The organism is Mycolicibacterium sp. Y3, from assembly GCF_051188035.1.
Classification (GTDB): domain Bacteria; phylum Actinomycetota; class Actinomycetes; order Mycobacteriales; family Mycobacteriaceae; genus Mycobacterium; species Mycobacterium fluoranthenivorans.
In genome coordinates this window covers 5,696,213-5,718,830 of record NZ_JAVQLT010000001.1, presented here as the reverse complement: position 1 = coordinate 5,718,830, position 22,618 = coordinate 5,696,213, and the positions used below count along the sequence as shown (strand labels likewise).

The 22,618-nt window shown below is 68.3% G+C and carries 27 protein-coding genes and 1 pseudogene; 18 read left to right on the top strand and 10 right to left on the bottom strand.

Going from position 1 to position 22,618, the window contains the following annotated elements; all coding sequences use genetic code 11:
- Positions 1-3: 3 nt before the first annotated feature.
- A pseudogene (gene whiA / locus QN239_RS28005) lies at positions 4-951 on the top strand (DNA-binding protein WhiA); the annotation flags it as partial.
- 160 nt (positions 952-1,111) lie between these two features.
- Here the strand turns inward: whiA and QN239_RS28000 are convergent.
- Positions 1,112-2,035, bottom strand: a complete 924-nt coding sequence (locus QN239_RS28000; protein WP_499015275.1) for a LysR family transcriptional regulator — start codon at positions 2,033-2,035, stop codon at positions 1,112-1,114.
- 95 nt (positions 2,036-2,130) lie between these two features.
- Here QN239_RS28000 and QN239_RS27995 point away from each other — a divergent pair, with 95 nt between their 5' ends.
- The 10 genes from QN239_RS27995 to QN239_RS27950 all read left to right on the top strand — a co-directional run bounded on the left by QN239_RS27995 (position 2,131) and on the right by QN239_RS27950 (position 11,721).
- Complete coding sequence (locus QN239_RS27995; protein ID WP_499015272.1) at positions 2,131-3,000, top strand: NmrA/HSCARG family protein; 870 nt, start codon at positions 2,131-2,133, stop codon at positions 2,998-3,000.
- A gap of 2 nt (positions 3,001-3,002) precedes the next feature.
- Positions 3,003-3,872, top strand: coding sequence for a VOC family protein (locus tag QN239_RS27990; RefSeq protein WP_499015269.1), 870 nt, complete (start codon positions 3,003-3,005; stop codon positions 3,870-3,872).
- Positions 3,873-3,882: 10 nt separating this feature from the next.
- The gene (locus QN239_RS27985; protein ID WP_499015267.1) at positions 3,883-4,737 is read left to right on the top strand and encodes an NAD(P)-dependent oxidoreductase; all 855 of its coding nucleotides are present in this window, start codon (positions 3,883-3,885) and stop codon (positions 4,735-4,737) included.
- Positions 4,738-4,815: 78 nt separating this feature from the next.
- On the top strand, positions 4,816-6,114 hold the full coding sequence (gene hemL, locus QN239_RS27980; protein ID WP_499015264.1) for a glutamate-1-semialdehyde 2,1-aminomutase: 1,299 nt from the start codon (positions 4,816-4,818) through the stop codon (positions 6,112-6,114).
- A gap of 17 nt (positions 6,115-6,131) precedes the next feature.
- Positions 6,132-6,719 carry a histidine phosphatase family protein gene (locus QN239_RS27975; protein WP_499015262.1) on the top strand — a complete coding sequence of 196 codons (588 nt, stop codon included), beginning with the start codon at positions 6,132-6,134 and terminating at the stop codon, positions 6,717-6,719.
- Positions 6,719-7,300 carry a TlpA disulfide reductase family protein gene (locus tag QN239_RS27970; protein ID WP_499015260.1) on the top strand — a complete coding sequence of 194 codons (582 nt, stop codon included), beginning with the start codon at positions 6,719-6,721 and terminating at the stop codon, positions 7,298-7,300. Before QN239_RS27975 ends, QN239_RS27970 begins: the two co-directional genes overlap by 1 nt.
- 18 nt (positions 7,301-7,318) lie before the next feature.
- Entirely contained in the window at positions 7,319-8,071 is a 753-nt protein-coding gene (locus QN239_RS27965) for a cytochrome c biogenesis CcdA family protein (protein WP_090360281.1), read from the top strand.
- The gene (gene resB / locus QN239_RS27960) at positions 8,068-9,618 is read left to right on the top strand and encodes a cytochrome c biogenesis protein ResB (RefSeq protein ID WP_499015257.1); all 1,551 of its coding nucleotides are present in this window, start codon (positions 8,068-8,070) and stop codon (positions 9,616-9,618) included. Before QN239_RS27965 ends, resB begins: the two co-directional genes overlap by 4 nt.
- 7 nt (positions 9,619-9,625) lie before the next feature.
- A complete protein-coding gene (gene ccsB, locus QN239_RS27955) occupies positions 9,626-10,588 on the top strand; it encodes a c-type cytochrome biogenesis protein CcsB (RefSeq protein WP_499015255.1) in 963 nt (320 codons plus the stop codon).
- A 2-nt stretch (positions 10,589-10,590) separates the two neighbouring features.
- Positions 10,591-11,721, top strand: coding sequence for a MinD/ParA family ATP-binding protein (locus QN239_RS27950; protein ID WP_499015250.1), 1,131 nt, complete (start codon positions 10,591-10,593; stop codon positions 11,719-11,721).
- Between the two features lie 14 nt (positions 11,722-11,735).
- On the opposite strand, the gene QN239_RS27945 is transcribed toward QN239_RS27950, so the two are convergent.
- Entirely contained in the window at positions 11,736-11,900 is a 165-nt protein-coding gene (locus QN239_RS27945) for a hypothetical protein (RefSeq protein ID WP_090360272.1), read from the bottom strand.
- A gap of 76 nt (positions 11,901-11,976) precedes the next feature.
- On the opposite strand from QN239_RS27945, the gene QN239_RS27940 reads away from it, so the two are divergent.
- A complete protein-coding gene (locus QN239_RS27940; RefSeq protein WP_499016997.1) occupies positions 11,977-12,261 on the top strand; it encodes a DUF4229 domain-containing protein in 285 nt (94 codons plus the stop codon).
- A gap of 17 nt (positions 12,262-12,278) precedes the next feature.
- On the opposite strand, the gene QN239_RS27935 is transcribed toward QN239_RS27940, so the two are convergent.
- Complete coding sequence (locus QN239_RS27935; RefSeq protein WP_499015247.1) at positions 12,279-12,746, bottom strand: LysR substrate-binding domain-containing protein; 468 nt, start codon at positions 12,744-12,746, stop codon at positions 12,279-12,281.
- A gap of 25 nt (positions 12,747-12,771) precedes the next feature.
- Entirely contained in the window at positions 12,772-13,641 is an 870-nt protein-coding gene (locus QN239_RS27930) for a 1,4-dihydroxy-2-naphthoate polyprenyltransferase (RefSeq protein ID WP_499016996.1), read from the bottom strand.
- 137 nt (positions 13,642-13,778) lie between these two features.
- Here QN239_RS27930 and QN239_RS27925 point away from each other — a divergent pair, with 137 nt between their 5' ends.
- From QN239_RS27925 to QN239_RS27910, 4 genes are all read left to right on the top strand, one after another.
- Positions 13,779-14,012 (top strand): hypothetical protein, encoded by a 234-nt coding sequence (locus tag QN239_RS27925; protein WP_499015245.1) that lies wholly within the window; start codon positions 13,779-13,781, stop codon positions 14,010-14,012.
- On the top strand, positions 14,012-14,806 hold the full coding sequence (locus QN239_RS27920) for an S-methyl-5'-thioadenosine phosphorylase (protein WP_499016995.1): 795 nt from the start codon (positions 14,012-14,014) through the stop codon (positions 14,804-14,806). The genes QN239_RS27925 and QN239_RS27920 overlap by 1 nt, the downstream gene beginning before the upstream one ends.
- Before the next feature lie 44 nt (positions 14,807-14,850).
- Complete coding sequence (locus tag QN239_RS27915; protein WP_499015242.1) at positions 14,851-15,966, top strand: NAD(P)H-dependent flavin oxidoreductase; 1,116 nt, start codon at positions 14,851-14,853, stop codon at positions 15,964-15,966.
- 109 nt (positions 15,967-16,075) lie between these two features.
- Positions 16,076-17,524 carry an alpha/beta hydrolase gene (locus QN239_RS27910; RefSeq protein ID WP_499015240.1) on the top strand — a complete coding sequence of 483 codons (1,449 nt, stop codon included), beginning with the start codon at positions 16,076-16,078 and terminating at the stop codon, positions 17,522-17,524.
- Here QN239_RS27910 and QN239_RS27905 read toward each other — a convergent pair.
- The 3 genes from QN239_RS27905 to phoU all read right to left on the bottom strand — a co-directional run bounded on the left by QN239_RS27905 (position 17,511) and on the right by phoU (position 18,956).
- Positions 17,511-17,924, bottom strand: a complete 414-nt coding sequence (locus QN239_RS27905) for a nitroreductase/quinone reductase family protein (protein WP_090360247.1) — start codon at positions 17,922-17,924, stop codon at positions 17,511-17,513. The genes QN239_RS27910 and QN239_RS27905 overlap by 14 nt on opposite strands.
- Positions 17,925-17,967: 43 nt before the next feature.
- Positions 17,968-18,102: a hypothetical protein gene (locus tag QN239_RS27900; protein ID WP_499015238.1), complete on the bottom strand. Its 135-nt coding sequence runs from the start codon at positions 18,100-18,102 to the stop codon at positions 17,968-17,970.
- 155 nt (positions 18,103-18,257) lie between these two features.
- A complete protein-coding gene (gene phoU, locus QN239_RS27895; protein WP_499015236.1) occupies positions 18,258-18,956 on the bottom strand; it encodes a phosphate signaling complex protein PhoU in 699 nt (232 codons plus the stop codon).
- 93 nt (positions 18,957-19,049) lie between these two features.
- On the opposite strand from phoU, the gene QN239_RS27890 reads away from it, so the two are divergent.
- Together QN239_RS27890 and QN239_RS27885 are read left to right on the top strand one after the other, a co-directional pair.
- A complete protein-coding gene (locus tag QN239_RS27890; RefSeq protein ID WP_499015233.1) occupies positions 19,050-19,589 on the top strand; it encodes a Dps family protein in 540 nt (179 codons plus the stop codon).
- Positions 19,590-19,656: 67 nt separating this feature from the next.
- Complete coding sequence (locus QN239_RS27885; protein ID WP_499015232.1) at positions 19,657-20,442, top strand: GNAT family N-acetyltransferase; 786 nt, start codon at positions 19,657-19,659, stop codon at positions 20,440-20,442.
- Here QN239_RS27885 and QN239_RS27880 read toward each other — a convergent pair.
- Genes QN239_RS27880 through QN239_RS27870 form a run of 3 tightly spaced genes read right to left on the bottom strand, consistent with a single transcriptional unit; the run spans position 20,439 to position 22,523 of the window.
- Positions 20,439-21,053 carry a pyridoxamine 5'-phosphate oxidase family protein gene (locus QN239_RS27880; protein ID WP_499015230.1) on the bottom strand — a complete coding sequence of 205 codons (615 nt, stop codon included), beginning with the start codon at positions 21,051-21,053 and terminating at the stop codon, positions 20,439-20,441. The genes QN239_RS27885 and QN239_RS27880 overlap by 4 nt on opposite strands.
- A gap of 7 nt (positions 21,054-21,060) precedes the next feature.
- Positions 21,061-22,224, bottom strand: a complete 1,164-nt coding sequence (gene menE / locus QN239_RS27875) for an o-succinylbenzoate--CoA ligase (RefSeq protein ID WP_499016994.1) — start codon at positions 22,222-22,224, stop codon at positions 21,061-21,063.
- On the bottom strand, positions 22,221-22,523 hold the full coding sequence (locus QN239_RS27870; protein WP_499015229.1) for a DUF3349 domain-containing protein: 303 nt from the start codon (positions 22,521-22,523) through the stop codon (positions 22,221-22,223). Before QN239_RS27870 ends, menE begins: the two co-directional genes overlap by 4 nt.
- Positions 22,524-22,618: the final 95 nt, after the last annotated feature.

Sequence of the window (22,618 nt, the reverse complement as noted above, 5' to 3'; positions counted from 1 at the left end):
ATGATGACCGTCGAGGCGAAGGAAGAGTTGAGCCGGGTTGCGGTGTATTCCGCGAGTGCCCGCAGAGCAGAAGTCGCAGCGCTTCTGCGTTTCGGCGGCGGGGTGCGCATCGATCACGGGCGACTGGTGGTGGAAGCTCACGTCGAATTGGCTTCCACGGCGCGCCGGTTGGAGATCAACCTCGGTCAGTTGTACACCGCGAGTGCACGTGCTCGACCCAACTCCGCCGGCGCACAGACAGGCTTCCTGGTCCAGGTCGTCACGGATGCCGACATGGTGAGCCGCCGTACGGGTCTGCTCGATCGATGGGGGCGACCGGTGCGCGGCCTGGCCGCACCGGTGGTCGCCGGATCGCCCGGTGATCTTGAATCAGCTTGGCGCGGTGCGTTCCTGGCGAGCGGATCACTCGGAGCCCCTGGACGTCCACGTCCGATGTACGTGCAGTGTCCCGGCCCGGAGGCGGGCGCGGCCCTGGTCGGTGCGGCGCGACGACTCGGCGCGAGCGCAAGAAGCCGTGAGATTCGCGGTCGAAACCTCGTGGTGGTCAACGACAACGAATCCATCGGGATCCTCTTGACGCGAATGGGCGCACCTGCCGTGTGGTCGAATTGGGAGCAGCGCCGGTTGCGTCGGCATACGGCTTCGGCCGCCGATCGCGATGCGAATCTCGTCGATCACAACGCGCGGCGAACCGATGCTGCCGCAGCGATCACCACCGCCCGGGTCACCCGAGCACTGGAAATCCTGGCTGACGAGGAAATGGCGCCGCAGTTCGCCGAGGCAGCTCGACTGCGTCTTGCTCATCCCGCCGCATCACTCGAAGAACTCGGACGGCGGGCGGACCCACCGTTGACCAAAGACACGATCGCGGGCCGGATCCGACGGCTTATTGCGCGGGCCGATCGGACAGCACTGTGCGTCGGTATACCGGACACGGTGTCCGCGGTAAGCCGCCTGGCGGAGCCTTCCCCATCGTGGCCTACCTCAAGCCCCCGTGGTTCGTCGTCAACGTGTTCAACCGGCTCGGCGTCGGAGGGTCCCAAGCCCTGACGGTGACCCGGCGCAGCGGCGGGACCCAACGCATTCAGGTCGTCGTGCCCGATGATGCAGGTCACCCGGTGTTCGCCCCCTCTCCGCGCTGGCCGAACAGCTCCAGCATCGCGTGCAGCACGGGCTCATGTGCCGAGCGTCGGGTATAGGCGCCGATGATCAGGGCGGGATCGCCCTCGATGTCACGGATGGCGGTACCGGTGGATTCAAGGCCCACCGTGAAGGCGCGCGGAACGACGGCGATGCCCAGACCATTTGCCGCGCAACGGGTCACATCCGCAATCTGGCCGAGTTCGAAGATGATCTCGCGGTGCAGGCCGGCATCGCGGAAGAGCGTGTCGACCATGGTGCGCAGCCGCGAACCCGGATGGAATTCGATGAAGGGCCCCGCGGCGGCCAGCTGGGACAGCGGTATCGGTCCGTGCGGCGCAGTCGATGAGGTGTCGGGAGCAGGCGAGGTGACGGGAACCACGGCCACCAAAGGCTCCGCAGCGGCCAGCGGAAGAAACGTGAGTCGGGGATCCGGCAGCGGTGACACCGAACCGGCCAACGCGATGTCGAGCGAGCCGTCCGCGACCGCGCCGATCAGTTCCGTGCTCGGGCCGGCGGTCATGGTGATCCGAACCTGTGGATGCCGGCCGCGCAATCGCCCGAGCGCGGCCGGCACATCGAGGACGCGCGTCGCGGTCTGCGTACTGCCGACACGCAAGGTGCTCAGCGACTCCGCCGTGTAGGCACTCATCTTGGCCCGCAGCTCGTCGGCCAGTTCCACCATGCGGCCGGCCGTGGCCATGAAGAGCTCGCCGGCCTCGGTCAGGCTCACCTGCCGGGTGGTCCGATGAAAGAGCCGGACGCCGAGTTCGCCCTCCAACTGCGCGATCTGCGTGCTCAGCGCGGATTGTGAGATGTGACAGCGGCGGGCCGCAGCGGTGAAGGAGCCGGTGTCGGCCACCGCGAGCGCATAGGTGAGCTGCCGCAATTCCATATGTCAGAGAGATTAATGTTCCCCGATCTATCCATCAATGAGATATCGGGGATGTGCCAGACTCGTGCGGTCATGTCTAGACAAATGGGAGTGTCATGTCCGTGAATCTTGCCGCCGCGCCGGTGGCGGTCCTCGGTGCCACCGGCGCCCAGGGTGGTGCCGTGGCGGATGCGCTGCAGGCCAGAGGGGTGCGGGTGCGGGCGGTGGTGCGTAATCCGGATTCGTCGCGGGCGCGAGCCCTCGTGGCCGGGGGAGCCGAGGTCGTCGTCGCCGACCTGGCCGACGAGAGCGCGCTCACCGCGGCGTTCGCCGGGGCTGCGGGCGTCTTCGCGGTGACGACCCCGTTCGAGGAGGGGCCCCACGTCGAGGTCGAGCAGGGCCTGCATGTGCTGGCGGCCGCCGAGCGAGCCGGCGTCGGGCATCTGGTCTATTCGTCGGTGGCCAGCGCGGACCAGAGCTCCGGAGTGCCGCATTTCGACAGCAAGGCCGCCATCGAACAGGCGCTGGCGGCGACCGCCGTGCCGCACACGATCGTCGGACCCACCTTCTTCTTCGACAACCTGCTCGGTGCGATCAGCGAGCTCGGTTCCGGAGTGCTGGAGTTGGCGCTGCCGGTCGATCTGCCGCTACAACAACTCGACCGCCGCGACCTGGGCAATTTCGTGGCGCAGGTGTTCGACGAGCGGGAGCGGTTCCTGGGGCGGCGTATCGACATCGCCTCCGATGCGATCACACCCCGCCAGATGGCCGCGGCGTTGCAACGCGCCTCCGGCCGGCCGGTCCGGGCGGTCAGCTTCGACCCTGCCGATATCGAGTCGCCGGATATGCGCGCCATGTACACATTCCTCACCGACCGTGGCTACGCCGTGGACACCACCTGGTTGCACCGTGAGTTCTCCGGCGTCGGCTGGCACAGGTACGACGACTGGCTCGACGACACGCTGTCCGCGAACCGGGCGGGCTGACCATGCGCGCACTCGCAGTCGTGGCGGTGGCGTTGACCCTGGCGTTCGGTGTGGCGCCGTCGGCCGCGGCTGCCCCGACGGATGCCGTTGGCCCGCAATACGACTCCGTCCACGTCTATGTCGACCCTGCTGACTTCGACACGTTCGTGCACAGCTGGGTGTCCACGTTCGGCGGAACGACGAGCGCGGTAGCGACCACGCACGTCACCCCGACACCGAGCACCACCCGGTCCCAACTCATCCTGTCGCCGGTGGGCACCCTGTCGGTCTTCGGATTCACCACGCCCGTGCCGTATCCCTTCGGCACCGAACGCGGCGGCTGGCTGATGGCCGATCTCGACGCCGGATTGGCCCATGCGCAGGCTGCCGGCGCCACCACGGTGGTGGCGCCGTTCGACGACCCCATCGGCCGTGACGCGATCATCCAGTTCCCCGGCGGGGTGCGTACCCAGCTCTATTGGCACACCACGGCGCCCTCGTACCCGGCGCTGCACACCGTCCCGGACAACCGGATCTATCTGTCGCCCGGTGACGTCGAGCCGTTCCTGCACTCCTATGGCGAATTCACCGGTGCCACTGTGGATTCGGATCAACCGGCCGCTGACGGCGGCCTCCTCGGTGCGCCGGGGACGACGTTTCGGCAGATCCATCTGTCCGGGCCGTTCGGTAACACCATGGTGTTGGTGACCGACGGGCATCTGCGGTATCCGTTCGGCCACGAACTCGCCGGCTACGCCGTCGACGATGTCGACGCGACTCTGGTGAAGGCGAAATCCGCAGGTGCGCGGGTGCTCTCGCCGCCTGCCGGGGCGGCGCAAAGCGCCGTCCTGCGATTCCCCGGCGGCTATCTCGCCGAAGTTCACAAGATCTGAAGGAGTGCCGGTGATCACCGTCGGACTGGTCGGAGTCGGAGACATGGGCGCGCAGATGCTGCCGCGGCTGCTGGACGCCGGATTCGAGGTGACCGCCTTCGACACCGACCCAGACCGGTTACGCTCGGCGGCTCAGGCCGGGGCGCGCCCGGCCGATTCGGCGGCACGGGCGGCCGCGGCGAGCGATGTGGTGCTCAGTGTGGTGATGTCGCAGGACATCCCGGCTGCGCACTACGGTGAGCACGGTGTATTGGCCGGGTTGGGGCCGGCGAGTGTGCTCGTGGTGTGCTCGACCACGACGCCTGGGATCGCTGCGGACCTACAGGCACAGGCGGGTGCGCACGCACTCCTGGTCGATGCGCCCATCGTCGGGGGTGTCCGGTACGCGCGGGAGGGGGCGGTGACCTTCCTCGCCGGAGGCAGTGCCGACGCCGTGGACCGGGCCGATCCGGTGCTGTCGGTGCTGGGCAAGGTGGAGCGGGTCGGGCCCTACGGCTCAGGTGTGGCCTACAAGCTGATCACCAACGCGTTCGTGATGGCCGCCGAGGTCGGGCTGCGGGAAGCCCTCGATCTCACCGACATCCTCGGCGGTGACTATGGCACCGCGCTGCGCCTGTTCGGTCTGGGCCCGATGGCCGCGGTGACGGCCCGGGCGCTGGATCCCTCGAACCCCCGCCCGCTGCGGGCGTCGGCCGAGGATTTCGACACGTTGTTGTCCGTCGTCGAGGATCCCGACCTGCTGCCGATATGTGCCGCCGGGCGGGACCGGCTCTGGGCCGCGGTCGACGCCGAGACCGGATTCGAGCCGGAGTTCATCGATCTCACCCGCAGAACCACCGCCCGGCCCCCGTACCGGGCAACCTGACCAGGGAGATCTCCCACCCGAGCCTTTCCACTACACCCTGTAGTTGGGGTGGTGTGCGGAACTGGGACACTGGACACCATGACAAGCACGGCCGCCTCCGCTGCATTGTTCGCCGACGCCTGCGCAGTCATCCCCGGCGGCGTGAATTCGCCGGTCCGGGCGTTCAGCGCGGTCGGCGGCACCCCGAGGTTCATCACCAAAGCCGATGGGTACTGGTTGACCGACGCGGACGGCAACCGCTACGTCGACCTGGTGTGCTCATGGGGTCCGATGATCCTCGGTCACGCCCACCCCGACGTCGTGCAGGCCGTTCAGGAAGCCGCGGTCAACGGGCTGTCCTTCGGCGCTCCGACGCCGTCGGAGACCGAACTGGGCCGCGCCATCATCGAGCGGGTCGCGCCGGTGCAGCGCATCCGCTTCGTCAACTCCGGCACCGAGGCCACCATGAGCGCCATCCGGTTGGCCCGCGGCTACACCGGCCGGCCGAAGATCATCAAATTCTCCGGCTGCTATCACGGGCACAGTGACGCGCTGCTCGCCGACGCCGGTTCCGGGGTCGCGACGCTGGGGCTGCCGTCCTCACCCGGCGTCACGGGGGCAGCCGCCGCGGACACCATCGTGCTGCCGTACAACGACGTCGCGGCCGTGGAGGAGGCCTTCGCCGCCCACGGCGAACACATCGCCTGTGTCATCAGCGAGGCCAGCCCGGGCAATATGGGCACCGTGGCCCCGCTGCCCGGCTTCAACGCCGCGCTGCGGCGGATCACCGCCGAGCACGGCGCCCTGCTGATCCTGGACGAGGTGATGACGGGGTTCCGGGTCAGCCGATCCGGCTGGTACGGCATCGACCCGGTGGACGCCGATCTGTTCACCTTCGGGAAGGTGATGAGCGGCGGGCTACCCGCGGCCGCCTTCGGCGGCCGCACCGAGGTGATGGAGCGGCTGGCCCCGCTGGGGCCGGTCTATCAGGCCGGAACCCTGTCCGGGAATCCGGTGGCGATGGCCGCCGGACTGGCCACCCTGGCGGCCGCCGATGACACCGTCTACGCCACCCTGGACGCCCACGCCGACCGGCTGCACGGACTGCTCACCGCCGCGCTCACCGACGCTTCGGTGGCGCACCATATTTCGCGGGCGGGCAACTTCCTGACGGTGTTCTTCGGCGACGGGCAGCCGACGAACTTCGCCACCGCGAAAGCCACCGAGACCTGGCGATACCCGGCCTTCTTCCACGCGCTGCTGGACGCCGGCGTGTACCCGCCGTGCAGCGCATTCGAAACCTGGTTCGTGTCAACGGCTCTCGATGATGCCGCATTCGACAAGATCGCCGAAGCGCTGCCGCACGCGGCCCGGGCCGCCGCCGAGGCCACCCCGTGAGAACTACCGTGCACGTCATGCGCCACGGCGAGGTGTTCAATCCGGCGAAGGTGCTCTACGGCCGGCTGCCCGGCTACCACCTCTCCGATCGTGGCCGGGCCCAGGCTCAAGCCGCCGCCGATTGGCTGGCATCGCACGACGTCACCCATATCGTGGCCTCCCCGCTGGAACGGGCACAGGAGACGGCCGCGCCGATCGCCGCGGTGCACGGGCTCGCCATCCACACCGACGCCGACTTGATCGAATCCTGGAACCAGTTCGAGGGCGAGCGGGTGGCCCCTGGTGACGGCGCGCTGCGCGACCCCCGCAACTGGCCGCGGCTGCGCAACCCGATGAAACCGTCCTGGGGCGAGCCGTATGTCGAGATTGCCCCGCGGATGACGGCCGCCCTGCACCGGGCGCGCGCGAAAGCCGAAGGCCATGAGGCGGTGTGCGTCAGCCATCAGCTGCCGGTGGAGACGCTGCGCCGGGCCATGACCGGACGCAAGCTCGCTCACCTGCCGTTACCGCACAGCCGACTGTGCAACCTCTCGTCGATCACGTCCTTCGTGTTCGACGATGATCGCCTCGTCCGGTGGGCCTATACGGAGCCCTGGGGACTGTAGTGAAGTGGTTGGCTGCGCTGGCGACGGCGCTTGTGGTTCTCACCGGTTGTTCCACCGGTGACGACGCCGTCGCTCAGGGGGGCACCTTCGAGTTCGTCGCTCCGGGCGGCAAGACCGATATCTTCTACGACCCGTCCGAGAAGCGCGGCACCCCAGGAAAACTGGCGGGGCCCGACCTGATGGACCCCAACCGCACGCTGTCCCTGGACGACTTCGCGGGCAAGGTCGTCGTCATCAACGTGTGGGGCCAGTGGTGCGGCCCCTGTCGTTCGGAGATCCCCCAGCTGGAGCAGGTGTTCGAAAAGACCCGCGATCTCGGGGTCGCCTTTCTCGGCATCGACGTGCGGGACTACAACCGGGATGCGGCAAAGGATTTCGTCATCGACCGCAAGGTCAGCTTCCCGTCGATCTATGACCCGCCGATGCGCACCATGATCGCGTTCGGCGGTAAATACCCGACCACCGTCATCCCGTCCACGGTGGTGCTGGACCGGCATCACCGTGTGGCCGCCGTGTTCCTGCGTGAGCTGCTGGCCGCCGACCTGTTGCCGGTCGTTGAGCGCTTGGCCGCGGAAAAGTGATGGCGAAGTGACGGCGACGTGAACCCCACCGAGCTCGTATCCAACGGTCCGGTCCTGCTGGCCCTCGGCGTCAGCGTGCTGGCCGGGCTGGTGTCGTTCGCGTCGCCGTGCGTGGTGCCGCTGGTTCCGGGCTATCTGTCGTATCTGGCCGGCGTCGTCGGGGTGAGCGAGTCCGATGACCGTGGCAGGTGGCGGGTGGTCGGGGCGGCCGCGCTGTTCGTCGCCGGCTTCACGGTGGTGTTCCTGCTCGGCAGCGTCGCGGTGCTCGGCATGACGACATCGGTGATCACCAATGAGGCGCTGCTGCAACGTATCGGCGGTGTCGTCACCATCGTGATGGGCCTGATCTTCGTGGGCGTCATCCCGCTGCTGCAACGGGAGGCCCGGTTCGCGCCGCGCCAGCTGTCGACCCTCGGGGGCGCACCCCTGCTCGGCGCGGTATTCGCGCTCGGCTGGACGCCGTGCCTGGGTCCGACGCTGACGGCGGTGATCGCCGTGGCGTCGGCCACCGAAGGGTCGGCGGTCGCGCGCGGTATCGCGCTGGTGATCGCCTACTGCCTGGGCCTGGGTGTGCCGTTCCTGCTGCTGGCGTTCGGCTCGGCGCGGGCCGTGCGTGGGCTGGCCTGGCTGCGCGCGCACACCCGCGGCATCCAGATCTTCGGTGGGGTGCTGATGATCGCGGTCGGTATCGCCCTGGTCACCGGGCTGTGGGGGGACTTCGTGGCGTGGGTGCGGGATGCGTTCGTCAGTGACGTGAGGCTGCCGATATGAGCGTTCTCCGCAAAACCTGGGCGCTGATCCGCAACACCTGGCGCACCCTGACCTCCATGGGCACCGCATTGGTGCTGCTGTTCCTTTTGGCGCTCGGCGCCATTCCCGGTGCGTTGCTCCCGCAGCGCAGTCTCAACGCCGGCAAGGTCGACGAATACCTGGCCCAGCATTCGACCATCGGGCCATGGCTGGACAAGGTCCAGGCCTTCGATGTGTTCTCCAGTTTCTGGTTCACCTCGATCTACGTGCTGCTGTTCGTCTCGCTGGTGGGCTGCCTGACCCCGCGGCTGGCCGAGCACATGCGCAGCCTGCGCGCCGTGCCGGTGGCCGCTCCGCGCAATCTGGCGCGGCTACCCAAACATCACGCCGCCGAGCTCGACGGCGACGCCGCGCAGCTGGCCGCCACCATGAGCGACCGGCTCAAAGGCTGGCGGCGCACCACCCGCCACACGGACGAAGTAATTGAAATCTCGGCGGAGAAGGGTTATCTGCGCGAGTTCGGCAACATCGTCTTCCACTTCTCGCTGCTGGGTCTGCTGGTCGCCGTCGCCGCGGGCAAGCTGTTCGGTTACGAGGGCAACGTCATCGTCATCGCCGACGGCGGACCCGGATTCTGTTCGGCCTCGCCGGCCGCGTTTGATTCGTTCCGGGCCGGCAACACCGTCGACGGCACCTCGCTGTACCCGATTTGCCTGAAGGTCGACGACTTCGACGCCGAGTACCTGCCCAGCGGGCAGGCGGTCAGCTTCGCCGCCAACATCCAGTACCAGGACGGTCACGACCTGAACACCGACACCTGGCGGCCCTACCGGCTGGAGGTCAACCATCCGCTGCGGATCGGCGGCGACCGGGTGTACCTGCAGGGCCACGGCTACGCGCCGACGTTCACGGTGACCTTCCCGGACGGGCAGAAGCGCACCACCACGGTGCAGTGGCGTCCCGACGATCCGCTGACCCTGCTGTCCTCCGGGGTGATCCGGGTGGATCCGCCCGGCGGCACCTATCCCGACCCCGACGAGCGCCGTAAGCATCAGATCGCGGTGCAGGGGCTGCTGGCCCCGACCGAACGGCTCGACGGCACCCTGCTGTCGTCGAGCTTCCCGGCGCTCAACGATCCCGCGGTGGCCATCGACATCTACCGCGGTGACGCCGGCTTGGACACCGGGCGCCCGCAGTCGTTGTTCACCCTGGACCCGCGGCTGATCGGGCAGGGCCGGCTGACCAAGCAGGCCCGGGTCAACCTCAAGGCCGGTGAACAGACCCGGTTGAACGACGGCACGACGATCCGGTTCGACGGCGCGGTCCCGTTCATCAACCTGCAGGTCTCCCATGACCCGGCGCAGGTGTGGGTGCTGGTGTTCGCCATGTCGATGATGGGTGGGCTGCTGGTCTCCCTGGTGGTGCGGCGGCGCCGCGTGTGGGTTCGGCTTACCCCAGGCGCGGCAGGTACGGTAAGCGTCGAGCTGGGGGGTCTGGCCCGAACCGACAATTCCGGGTGGGGTGACGAGTTCGAGCGGCTCACCGTGAAGCTGCTGGGAGAAGAGTGACGCGCGCATGAATACAACGCACATCGATATCGGGCTGGCCCGCTACTCGGACTGGGCCTTCACATCGTCTGTGGTCGTGCTGGTTGTCGCCCTGATCCTGCTGGCCGTCGAGCTGGCGTACGCGCGGGGCCGCAAGGTGGAGGCCCGCGAACTGGTCACGGTGGGGGCTGACAGCCAGACACCCGGTGTCGTCGCCGAAGCTCCGACCCGGTCCGCCGATGAACGCATCGGCCGCGCCGGCCTGGCGCTGGTGTACGTCGGCATTGCTCTGCTCGCCACGTGCATCGTGCTGCGCGGTCTGGCCACGGCGCGGGTGCCGTGGGGCAACATGTACGAGTTCATCAACCTCACGTGCTTCTCCGGGCTGATCGCCGGGGCGATCGTGCTGCGCAAACCGCAGTTCCGCGCGCTGTGGGTGTTCGTGCTGGTGCCGGTGCTGATCCTGCTGACGGTCTCCGGCCGCTGGCTGTACACCAATGCCGCTCCGGTGATGCCCGCGCTGCAGTCCTACTGGCTGCCGATCCACGTCTCGGTGGTCAGCCTGGGCTCCGGGGTGTTCCTGGTCGGTGGTGTGGCCAGCATTCTGTTCCTGCTCAAGATGTCCCCGCTGGCCGATCGCGACAACGGGCTCGGCCGGATGATCCAGCGGTTGCCCGACGGACAGACGCTGGACCGGATCGCCTACCGCACCACCATCTTCGCGTTCCCGATCTTCGGTTTCGGGGTCATCTTCGGGGCCATCTGGGCTGAGGAGGCGTGGGGCCGCTATTGGGGCTGGGATCCCAAGGAGACGGTGTCGTTCATCGCGTGGGTGGTGTACGCGGCGTATCTGCATGCGCGGTCCACCGCAGGCTGGCGCGATCGCAGGGCCGCATGGATCAACGTCATCGGCTTCGTGGCGATGGTGTTCAACCTGTTCTTCATCAACCTGGTCACCGTCGGCCTGCACTCGTATGCGGGGGTGGGCTGACAGTGCCGCTCGGTCCGGATCAGCCCGTGAACTTCCGCGGGCAGCAGCGGTTCAGTGTTCCTGGCCAAGATCCGTCGCAAGAGGTGCCGCCGGAATGGACGGCCCCGACGCCGCCGCACGGGATCCCCGTCATAGTCCAGGCGAGCGCAGCGACGGGAGATATTCCGGCGCAACCGCCGGCCGACCAGACCAGTCCGTTCCCGCTACCCGCGCCCTACCTGGACCTGTCCACGGTCGCCCTGCTCGGCCAGCCCAAGCGGGCGCCGTCGAGGGGTTGGCGGCGCTGGCTGTATCTGGCGACGTTCAAGACCGTCAATCTCGGTGAGAGCCCGAAGGTCACCGACTACAACAATCTGCTCGGTGAGGTGGGCCGGCCGCTGCGCGGCTGCTATCGGATCGCGCTGCTGTCCTTGAAGGGCGGTGTCGGCAAGACGACGATCACTGCCACCCTCGGGGCGACGTTCGCCTCCACCCGCGGTGACCGCGTCATCGCGGTGGACGCCAATCCCGATCGCGGCACCCTGAGCCAGAAGGTCCCGCTGGAGACCCCGGCCACCGTGCGGCACCTGCTGCGCGATGCCGAGGGCATCAACGCCTACAGCGATGTCCGCCGCTACACCAATCAGGGACCCAGCCGGCTGGAGGTGCTGGCCTCCGAAAGTGATCCGGCGGTGTCGGAGGCGTTCAGTTCGGAGGATTACTCCCGAACTCTTGAGGTGCTGGAGCGGTACTACAGCCTGGTGCTCACCGACTGCGGCACCGGCATGCTGCATTCGGCGATGGCCGCGGTGCTGTCCCATGCCGATGTGCTGATCGTCGTCAGCTCGGGTTCGGTGGACGGGGCGCGTTCGGCATCGGCCACGCTGGACTGGCTCGACGCCCATGGTCATCAGGACATGGTGCGCAATGCGATCGCCGTGGTGAACGCGGTTCGCCCCCGGTCGGGCAAGGTGGACTTGCAGAAGGTGACGGATCACTTCGCGCGGCGCTGCCGCGCGGTGCTGCAGGTGCCCTTCGACCCGCATCTGGAAGAGGGCGCCGAGATCAGCCTGGAGCGGCTGAAACCGCAGACGCGAGAGGCGTTGATCAAGCTGGCCGCCGTGGTGGCAGCGGGATTCCCGAGCACGACCTGAGCGGTCGCGCCCGGCTAACTGCGGGGGTTGTTGTCCCCGTGGCCGAGGCGCCGCAGGAAATCCGGGTCGTCGTCGGGACCGATCACCCGGGTGCGTGGTCGATCTGCCGATGCCCGAACCACTCGCAACACCGCATATGCAAGCCCGGCCACGATCAGGACCAGGAGTAAGTACTGCAACGAAAACCTCCTTGATCCGAATATACGCGCCGTGGGTAGGCTCAGGCCCGTGTCTGAAGGTCGGCCGGGTACCCGGATGTTGCGTGATGTCGGAGCTTATCTGTTGGCCCGGCTCGCCCTTGCCGCTGTACTCACCGTGCTGATCGTCGGGGCCGGCCATCTGGTCGGGATACGCGACTTCCCGTTGATCGTGGCGGCGCTCTTCGCCATCGTGTTGGCGTTGCCACTGGGGATCTGGGTTTTCGCGCCGCTGCGCCGGCGCGCCACCGCCAGCATCGCGGCGTTCGACGAACGCCGCCGTAAGGACCGGGAGTCGTTGCAGGCCCGGCTCCGTGGTGACGACGAGCCGGAGCAGACCTAGGCCCGAGCTAGTCGGAGCTAGCAGGCGGCCGCCCGCACGACGCCACGCAACCAGGCGTGGCGGCGATCGGTGTCGAAGACGCGGTTCCAGATCATCTGATAAGGCAGGGTCGCCACCTCGGCGGGCGCGGGCACGGCGCACAGCGCATCGGTACCTTCCCAGCCGGCGCGTAGTCGTGCGGGAAGTGTTGCGATCAAATCCGTTCCGGGTAGCAGGGCCAGTGCCGTCAAGTGGTACGGCACCGTGATGGCGGCCTCGCGCGGGCGGCCCAGCGCCGCCAGAGGGCGGTCGACTGCGGTCTGCCGGCCGTCGGCGGTGTCGATGACGAGGTGCGGATGGCGCAGGTAGTCATCCAGCGTGATACCGGCCGCGCCGGCCAGCGGATGATCACCGGCCAGCACGCAGATGAAGTCCTCGACGAAGAGCACTTCGGCCTGCAGGTCTGGTGGCAGGTCCCCGCCGTAAAGCCCGATATCGGTGCTCAATTCAGCCGACCCGCATGCGAGCTGATCAGCCGAAGGCCAGCGCCGCCGCCACCGCGACTGACCACACCAGCATGGTCAGTCCGGTGTCGCGCAGCACCGGGATCAGGTCGCGCCCACCGAGACCGTGGCGGACGGGGGCGGCGGCGCGCACTGCCAGCGGTGCGGCCACCAGCCCCGCGGCGCACCACGGGGTGGCCAACATGAGCACCAGCGTCAGCGCGAAGGCCACCACCACCAGCACCTGATAAAGCACCCGGGTGCGGGTATCGCCGAGCCGCACGGCCAGGGTGATCTTGCCGGATTCGGCGTCGGTGGGGATATCGCGCAAGTTGTTGGCCACCAGCACCGCCGAGGACAGGCAGCCCATCGCCACCGCGGCGGCCAGACCCACCCAGTCCACGCGCAACGCCTGGGTGTATTGCGTCCCCAGCACCGCGACCAGGCCGAAAAAGACGAACACCGCGATCTCACCGAGTCCGCGGTAGCCGTAGGGCGTCGAGCCGCCGGTGTACAGCCAGGCCCCGGCGATGCATGCGGCCCCGACGGCGATCAGCCAGGGCTGGCTGAGGATCGCCAGGGCCAGGCCGGCGGTGGCGCCGATCAGCAGGCTGACGACCGCCGCGGTCAGCACCGCGCGCGGCGAGGCCACCTTCGAGCCGACCAGTCGCAGCGGACCCGACCGGACGTCGTCGGTGCCGCGGATGCCGTCGGAATAGTCGTTCGCGTAGTTCACCCCGACGATCAGGGCCAGCGAGACCAGCAGTGCCAGCAGCGCCTTCCACCACACGGCCCCGCCCAGCCAGGCGGCCGCGCCGGTGCCGGCGAGGACGGGTGCCACGGCGTTGGGCAGGGTGCGAGGGCGCGCACCTTCCACCCACTGCGCAAAGGTAGCCATGCGGGTCATCGTCGCATGCTGCGACAATTGGGCCTGTGCCGCATGCTGCGACATTTGGGCCTGTGCCGCACGCGTCGTCGGGCAGGCGTGACGAGCGGCACCTTGTCACGCCGTGGGCACGGCGTGACACTTGTCTCATGACGGACCGCCTGAGCAAGACTGAAATCGCCAAAGATGCCTTGCAGGAAGGTGTCGAGTCGGTGGCGTCGACGGTGGGTGAGGTGGCCACCATCATCACCACCGCGGTCAAGGACGTGGCGAACGCGATCGGCGGCCTGGCCACCGATGCCTTCGCCATCCGGGACGCCGCCAAGCAAGCCGCCGAAAAGGCCGACCTGAACGCAGAGCTGTCGGAGCCTGCCCAGGACTGATCCACCACAATGGGCGGATGCTCGGAGTAATCGGCGGCAGCGGCTTCTATTCGTTCTTCGGAACCGATGCGCGCAGCATCAACCTCGACACCCCCTACGGCGCGCCCAGCGCCGCGATCACCGTCGGTGCTGTCGGCGAGCATGAGGTCGCCTTCCTGCCGCGGCACGGCGTGGCCCACGAATTCTCCCCGCACACCGTGCCGTACCGCGCGAACATGTGGGCGCTGCGGGCGCTGGGGGTGCGGCGCATCTTTGCGCCATGCGCCGTCGGCAGCCTGGCGCCCGCGCTCGGACCGGGTGCCATGGTGGTGCCCGATCAGCTGGTGGACCGCACCAGTGGGCGCGCGGACACCTACTTCGACTCCGGCGGTATCCACGTCGGATTCGCCGACCCGTACTGCCCGACGCTGCGGTCCGCGGCGGCGGACCTGCCGGGCGTCGTCGACGGCGGCACCATGGTGGTGATCCAGGGCCCGCGGTTCTCCACCCGCGCCGAGAGCCGGTGGTTCGCCGATCAGGGGTTCACCCTCGTCAACATGACCGGCTACCCCGAGGCAGTGCTCGCTCGGGAACTGGAGATGTGTTACGCGGCAATCGCTTTGGTGACCGATCTGGATGCCGGAGTGGAAGCGGGCGCGGGAGTCAGGGCGGTGGATGTCTTCGCCGAATTCGAACGCAACATGGTCGGCTTCAAGAAGCTGGTCCGCGAGGCGATCGCGGGAGTGCCCCCCGAGCGCACCTGCGCGCACTGCCTGGCCCATGACGGTGTGACGCTGCCGTTCGCCCTCCCGTAGGACCCCCATTCCGGACAAACTTGACGGGTGTCGATAATGGGCGGATGACATCGGCCCTGTGCACGCAATACGGTATCGACTTCCCGCTGTTCGCCTTCAGTCACTGCCGCGACGTGGTGGCAGCGGTCACCAATGCCGGCGGCTTCGGCGTGCTCGGCGGTGCGGCGTTCACCCCTGACCAGCTCGAGCAAGAGCTGACCTGGATCGACCAGCATGTGAATGGCAAGCCCTACGGCGTCGACATCATCGTCCCGGCCAAGTTCGAGGGCAAGGGCGAGGCGCTCAGCAAGGCCGATCTGGCCGCACGGATCCCGCAGGGGCACCGCGAGTTCATCGACAACCTGCTGCGTGAGCACGGTATCGAGCCCGACCCCAAACCCCGCACCGGCGCTCCGGTGCTGGCCGGAGGCACCGGCTCCGATCTGCTGGAGGTTGCGCTGAGTCACCCCATCAAGCTGATGGCCAACGCGCTCGGGGTACCGCCGGACTACATGATCGAGGCGGGCCGCGAGCACGGGATTCCGGTCGCCGCCCTGGTCGGGGCCAAGGAGCATGCCGTCAAGCAGGTCGCCGCCGGTGTGGACCTGATCGTCGCGCAGGGCACTGAAGCCGGCGGGCACTGCGGTGAGGTGTCCACCCTGGTGGTGGTTCCCGAAGTCATCGAGGCGATCGACGATGCAGTACCGGTGCTCGCCGCCGGCGGCATCGTCACCGGACGGCAGATGGCCGCATCGGTGGCGCTCGGCGCGGCCGGGGCGTGGACGGGTTCGGTGTGGCTGACCACCGAAGAGGCCGAGACCGAACCGCACACCGTGGCCAAGATGCTGGCCGCGACCTCGCGGGACACGGTGCGCTCGGCCGGCCGCACGGGGAAGCCGTCCCGCCAGCTGGTGTCGGACTGGACCGACGCCTGGGCGCCCAAGGGTGGCCAGCAACCGTTGCCGTTGCCGTTGCAGAACATGCTCAGTGAGCCGGTACTGCGCCGCATCGATGCGCTGGCGGCGCAGGGGCACGAGGGCGCGCAGGCCTTGGCGACGTACTTCGTCGGCCAAGGTGTCGGGTTGATGAACAAGGTCAAGCCGGCGCGCGATGTGGTGCTGGAATTCATCGAGGACTACGTCGCCGCCACGGAGCGGCTGAGCGGCTCACTGCCGGATTAGGCGCTCCGGCGCCGGCATTGAGCTCCCGAGCTGGGCAGATATGTGTCCGCTGTGTGTGAATGTCCTTGTCTCACAGCGGGCATAAAGATTACGGCGCCATGATGAGCATGTGACGACGCTGCTCGCCGATGCCGCTGCGGCGGATCCGTATCACCACGGTCTTTCGCTGTTGCGGGGCTGGCTGCCGATCGTGATCCAGCTGGTGACCGCCGCGATCCTGCTCGCCGCGGTCGGCTGGCGCACCCGGCGCTGGCGGCTGCTGTGGCTACCTCTGGCCGTCATGATCGGGGTCGCCGCGGCGGCGTGGGCGAATTGGTTCATCGACTCGCAGGGGATGGCCGACGACCCGGCCCCGGATGAGTTGTGGGTGTGGATCGGGCTCAGCGGGCTGGCCATCGGCGTCGCCGTGTTCGGTTTCGCCTCGGCCGCATGGTGGCGGCGCGGGGTGTCCGTCCTCGCGGTGGCCGCCTGCCTGCTCAGCACCGCGCTGGCGGTCAACTTCTGGGTCGGCTACTTCCCGACGGTGCAGACCGCGTGGAACCAGCTGACCGCCGGGCCGCTGCCCGACGAAACGGATCTGGCCACCGTGCAGGCGCAGAAGGCGAGCCATACCGTGCCCGCGCACGGCGCGGTGGTGCCGGTGACCATCCCGGCCGATGCCTCGGGATTCACACACCGCGAAGAACTGGTGTATCTGCCGCCGGCGTGGTTCGCCGGTGCCGCCACGTTGCCGACGGTGATGATGGTCGGTGGCGAGTTCAACACCCCTGCCGACTGGTTACGCACCGGCGATGCCGCCGCTGCCATGGACGGCTTCGCGGCCGCGCATGGCGGCAACGCCCCGGTGTTCGTCTTCATCGACAGCGGCGGATCGTTCAACAACGACACCGAATGCGTCAACGGACCGCGCGGAGATGTCGCCGACCATCTCACCAAAGATGTTGTGCCGTACATGAACTCCACATTCGGGGTCAGTCCGGCCGCGGCCAACTGGGGTATCGTCGGCTGGTCGATGGGTGGCACCTGCGCGGTGGACCTGACCGTGATGCATCCCGAGCTGTTCAGCGCATTCGTCGATATCGCGGGTGACCTCGGCCCCACCGCCGGTACCAAGGAGCAGACCGTCGCGCGCCTGTTCGGTGGCAGCGAGGCCGCGTGGGCGCAGTTCGATCCCAGCACCGTCATGAATGCGCGGCCCAGCTACCAGGGGGTGTCGGGCTGGTTCCAGATCTCCAGTGATGCCCCGACCCAGCACAAGGGCAATCAGGCCGCGGCGAGTGACGCCGTCGGGCTGGGTGGCCGCGACGCGGGTGGCAACCCGGGTGACCAGACGGCGGCCGCCCAGACCCTGTGCCACCTCGGTGCCGCGAAAGGCATGGACTGCGCGGTGATCTCCGCACCCGGTAAGCACGACTGGCCGTTCGCGAAGGCCGCCTTCACGGCGTCGCTGCCGTGGTTGGCGGGAAAGCTGGGTACCCCCGGCGTCCCTCCGGTCGGCTTCCCTGCCGCGGCCGCCGCGGCGCCGATCAGCGTGGCGGAGCCGGCTACCGGTAGGTGATACGGACCGAGATGGGGTCGCTCTCCATGGCGCGCATCGTCAGCGCGGTCGCCGAGCCGCCGAAGGTGCGGGCTCTGGTCCGGACATCGTCTTCGGGTTCGAAGGTGGCTGTGCCGCTTCGCCACTGATCATTCACGCGGACCCGGACCTCGGGATGCGCGGCGATGTTGTGCGCCCAGCCTGCGCGACGGCCGTGCTGCGAGATGACCCAGACACCGTCCTCGTCGGCACGGCCGGCGAGTGGGACGCGGCGCGGCAGGCCCGATTTGGCCCCGGTGGTTTCCAGCTCGACGATCAGGCGTGAGCGCACGCCCACCTTCTCCAAAGCTGCGACCACCGGGTTCATCACCAGGCGGCCGAGTTGACGTTCGAACCTGAACTTGCGCAACCCGTCACTCATGGTTAACGACGTTAATAGAACGATCACCCAAAAACAAGTGAGCTCAGTCGGGCGGTTCTTGAGTCGGTGTGTCGGTATCGACGTCCGGGGTGTCTTCCTTCAGGTCGCCGTCCTCGGTCGTCTTCGGTGTCGGCTGCGCTGCCGGGTCGTCCTGGTAGATACCTTTTCCGCGGGGCATGGTCACTCCTTGGGGCAGTGCGGCGAGGTGATCACGACGGTGCGCCGGTATCGGTTCGCTTGGTCGGTGTCGGTGTCGGTGTCGGTGTCGGTGTCATGGTGTCGCCGGGCGCGGCGGTGAGGCGGCGCAGGTGTGGCATGCGAGCGTTCCCTTTCTCAGATCGGGGACATGCTGATATGGGGGAGCCGCCCGGAAGCCTGAAAGACCACCCGGCGGGCGATGCCGACCGCGTGATCGGCGAACCGTTCGTAGAACCGGCCGAGCAGCATGACGTTCGCCGCCGCCCTCGGCCCATGCTCCCAACGGTCGCCGAGCGCCATGCCGAACAGCCGGCGGTGCAGCTGGTTCATCACTTCGTCGCCGTCGGTGATCCGTTGTGCCGCAGCGAGATCGTTGACCAGCACCGCGGATTGCGCGCTGTGGGCCAGCGCCACGGCATGGCGGCCCATCTCGGCGAAGACCGTCAGTGCGGTGGGCGGTGTGGGCACCGCCTCGCGGCTGCGGTTCACCTTGGCGATGTTCACGGAGAGCCCGCCCATCCGGTGTGCGTCGGCGGAGATCGGAAACGCCGACATGACCACCCGAAGGTCATGTGCCACCGGAGCGTGGAGGGCCAGGATCGCGAAGGCCTGCTCATCCACCCGGTGGTGCAGCTGGCTGAGGCGAGCGGCTTCGGCGCGACAGCGTTGGGCTGCCTCCCGGTCCGCTCGGACCAACGCGTTCGTCGCGCACTCCATGGCGTGGGCTGCGACCGCGCACATCTCGCCCAGCGCCGCTGTCAAGCGGTCGATCTCGGCGTGATAGTCCGTGCGCATATCCGGGGATACCCGCTGCCGGGGCGATGCCAAACTCATCGCCAAGTTCGCCGGCCGAGAGGTGGACGTGATTGGTGCGGCGCGGCCTGGGGTACTCGCAGCCGGTAGTCACCCGCGTAAAGGAGCGAATTGATGACGGAATTCACCATTCCCGGTCTGTCCGACAAGGACGGCCGCAAGATCGCCGATCTGCTGCAGAAGCAGCTCAGCACCTACAACGACCTGCACCTCACCCTCAAGCATGTGCACTGGAATGTGTTGGGCCCGAACTTCATTGGCGTGCACGAGATGATCGACCCGCAGGTTGAGCTGGTGCGCGGCTTCGCCGATGACGTTGCCGAGCGCATTGCCGCCCTTGGATCCTCGCCGCAGGGCACGCCCGGCGCCATCCTCAAGGACCGCGTGTGGGACGACTACTCGGTGGGCCGCGATACCGTGCAGGCGCACCTGGCGGCACTGGATCTGGTGTACGACGGCGTGATCAGCGACATTCGCAAGGCCATCGAGACGTTGGACGACCTCGACCTGGTGTCCCAGGACCTACTGATCGGCCAGGCCGGAGCGCTGGAGAAGTTCCAGTGGTTCGTCCGTGCGCATCTGGAGAGCGCGGGCGGAAAGCTCGCCAACAAGGGCAAGACCACGGAGAAGAGCGCAGCCAAAGCCGCGAGGTGATGACGCCGGATACCGTGCGGTGGAAATCGGTTGTCACCGCCCGCGCGGCTCGGCCAGAGTGGCCGCCATGGACTTGTTCGCCGGTACCGAATTGGCCGCCCGCATCGAGGCCGCCGAGACGGCGTTGATCAGCGCCGGCGCCACTTGGGCCCGGCCGCTCGCCGGCGGTGCCGCATGTTTCGCCGGGCCGGACTCGCCGTTGACGAAGGTCGTCGGTCTCGGCTTCGCCGGTGTGTCCGGCGACGCCGAGCTCGACGAGATCGAGCAGGAGTACGCCCGTCTGGGCGCCCCGGTTCAGGTCGAGTTGGCGAACCTGGCTGACCCGCAGATCGGCGCACTGCTGACCGGTCGCGGCTACCGGTTGGTGTCCTTTGAGCATGTGCTCGGCACTCGGCCGGCGGTGCACCCCGCGGCTGCGGGCGCCGACATCCAGATCGCCGGTGCCGATGAGCTTTCCGCCTGGGTCGATGTGGTGGTCGACGGATTCGCCCAGCCCGATACCGAAGGTGTGCCGAGCCACGAGGACTTCGCCCGGGACGTGATCGCCTGTGCCATCAGGGATATGGTCGCGGCCGGGACGGTGACCTATCTGGCCCGGTGCGGCGGCTCGATCGCGGGCGGAGCCAGCATGCGTCTCACCGGCGGCATCGCACAGCTCACCGGGGCGGCCACCGCGCCCGCCTTCCGCCGCCGAGGTGTGCAGAGCGCGCTGCTGGCGGCCCGCCTGTCCGACGCATACACGGCTGGAGCTGATATCGCGGTCGTCACCACATCGCCCGGTTCGAAGAGTCAGCAGAATGTGCAACGCAGGGGCTTTGCGCTGCTCTACACCCGGGCGATCCTGGTGCGCTAATAGAGAAGCGTGCGCAGGTGCTCTTCGCTGTAGTACTTCTGCAGCTGTTCCAAGCTCTCGTCGGGCTTGAACGATCTGGCCAGCTGGGCCGTGCTCGGCATCGCCTCCGGATTCCACGTCTCGGGCTTCCAGGCGTCTGAACGGAGAAAAGCCTTGGCACAGTGGAAGAACACCTCCTCCACGGTGATCTCCAGAGCCAGGATGGGCCGCTTGCCGGCGATCGCCATGGCATCGAAATAGGGTGCGTCGGCGAGGATCCGGGCGCGACCGTTGATACGCACGGTGTCCCCACGGCCGGGGATGACGAACAACGTGCCGACCTGCGGGCGCGTCAGCACGTTGAGGTAACCGTCGACACGCTTGTTGCCCGGGCGTTCCGGGATGGCGATGGTGTGCGGATCGAGCACGTGCACGAATCCGGGCGGATCGCCCTTGGGTGACACGTCGACCCGGCCGTCGGCGTCGGAGGTGGCCACGAAACACAACGGCGAGTGCGAGATCCAGTCCTGATGGATATCGGACAGCCGATCGGTCACCTTGTTGGCGACGGCGGCGGTGGGTTGTCCGACGATGGCCCGGAGCTCTTCGACAGTCGTGACTTCGGTTCGCATGGGTCCATCATCCGTCGCCACCGAACCGTTGGGAAAGCGCTTTTCGGTCCAGCTTCCCGATACCGCGGCGGGGCAGGGCGTCGACGATGTGGATCTCCCGCGGTGCGGCGGTGCCGTCCAGCGTCTTCTCGACATGGGCGCGCACCTCCGCCACGGCAGGCGCCGCGGCGCCGGGCGCCGGCACGATGGCGGCAACCACCCGCTGTCCCAGCCGTTCGTCGGGAACCGCGAACACGGCGCACTCGGCCACCGCGGGATGGCTCGCCAGCGCGTTCTCCACCAACTGCGGCAGCACCGTCAGCCCGCCGGTGCTGATCGCGTCGTCGACCCGGCCGAGGACCCACAGCACACCCGCCTCGTCGACTGCGCCGAGGTCGTCGGTGCGGAACCAGCCCGGCTCCGCGAACGGGTCGGGTGTCGCCGGGTTGCGGTAGCCGTCGGCCACCATGGCCCCGCCGAGGACCACGCGCCCGTCATCGATGCGCACCGTGACGCCGGGCAGCGCACGCCCGTCGTACACGCAGCCGCCTGCGGTCTCGCTCATCCCGTAGGTGCGCACCACCGGCACCCCGGCCTCGGCGGCCCGTTCACCGACCCCCACGGGCATCGGACCGCCGCCGATCAACACGGCGTCCAGTTCGGCCAACGCCGCCGCGGCGCGCGGATCGTCGAGTGCCTTGGTCAGCTGGGCGGCCACCAGGGAGACATAGCGCCGCCCCGGTCCCATGGCCGCCACCGCCGAGACGAGTTCGGTGGCGGCGAAACTCGCCGGGAGCGCGACGGGTGTGGTGCCGGCCAGTGCGCTGCGCACCAACACCTGCAGTCCGGCGATGTGGTGTGCGGGCAACGCCAGCAGCCAGCGGCCCGGACCGCCGAGCCGCTGGTGGGTGGCCACCGCACTGGCGGTCAGCGCGGCCGCCGAAAGCATGGCGCCCTTCGGGATTCCGGTGGTGCCCGAGGTCGGCACCACCACCGCGATGTGATCGTCGATGGGGTCATCGGCCCGGAGCGCGCCGATGAGCAGCTCGGTCTGGCGGGGATCGTCGGTGGGCACCGGAAGCAACGCCGGGTGACCGTCACCGGGATGGCCACCGAGCAGGTCCTCGATGGCCGGCAGCGCGGACAGTGCCGACGCGCCGGGTCCGACGGGCAGCGGGCGCAGGACGGCTATGGGGTCTCCTCGCTATCGCGCGGATCATCGAGGGGCCAGCCCTTGGCGGCCAGCCGGGCCCGGACCCGCTCCACGTCTTCGTCGCGAGGTAGCTCATCGGTGACCTGAGTGATCAGCACACCGATGTCGATATGGTCGAACTCGCCTCGATCCATCAGGTCCTGGGCGACGGCCTTCACCTCGTCGTTGCTGAGCCGGCGGGTGAGCAGTGCCATCAGAGGCACGCGGTCGGGCCCCGGAATTCCGTCCGGGTAGCCGGCATTGAGCCACGCCACGATCTTTGCGAGAAAAGCGTTCACCGCTCGTCCTCCTCCCTACAATTCGCCTCGATGGTAGTGCCCGTGCTCACGGGTCGCTGCTGACAAATGCGCAGCCATGTCCGCCCCCAGGAGAA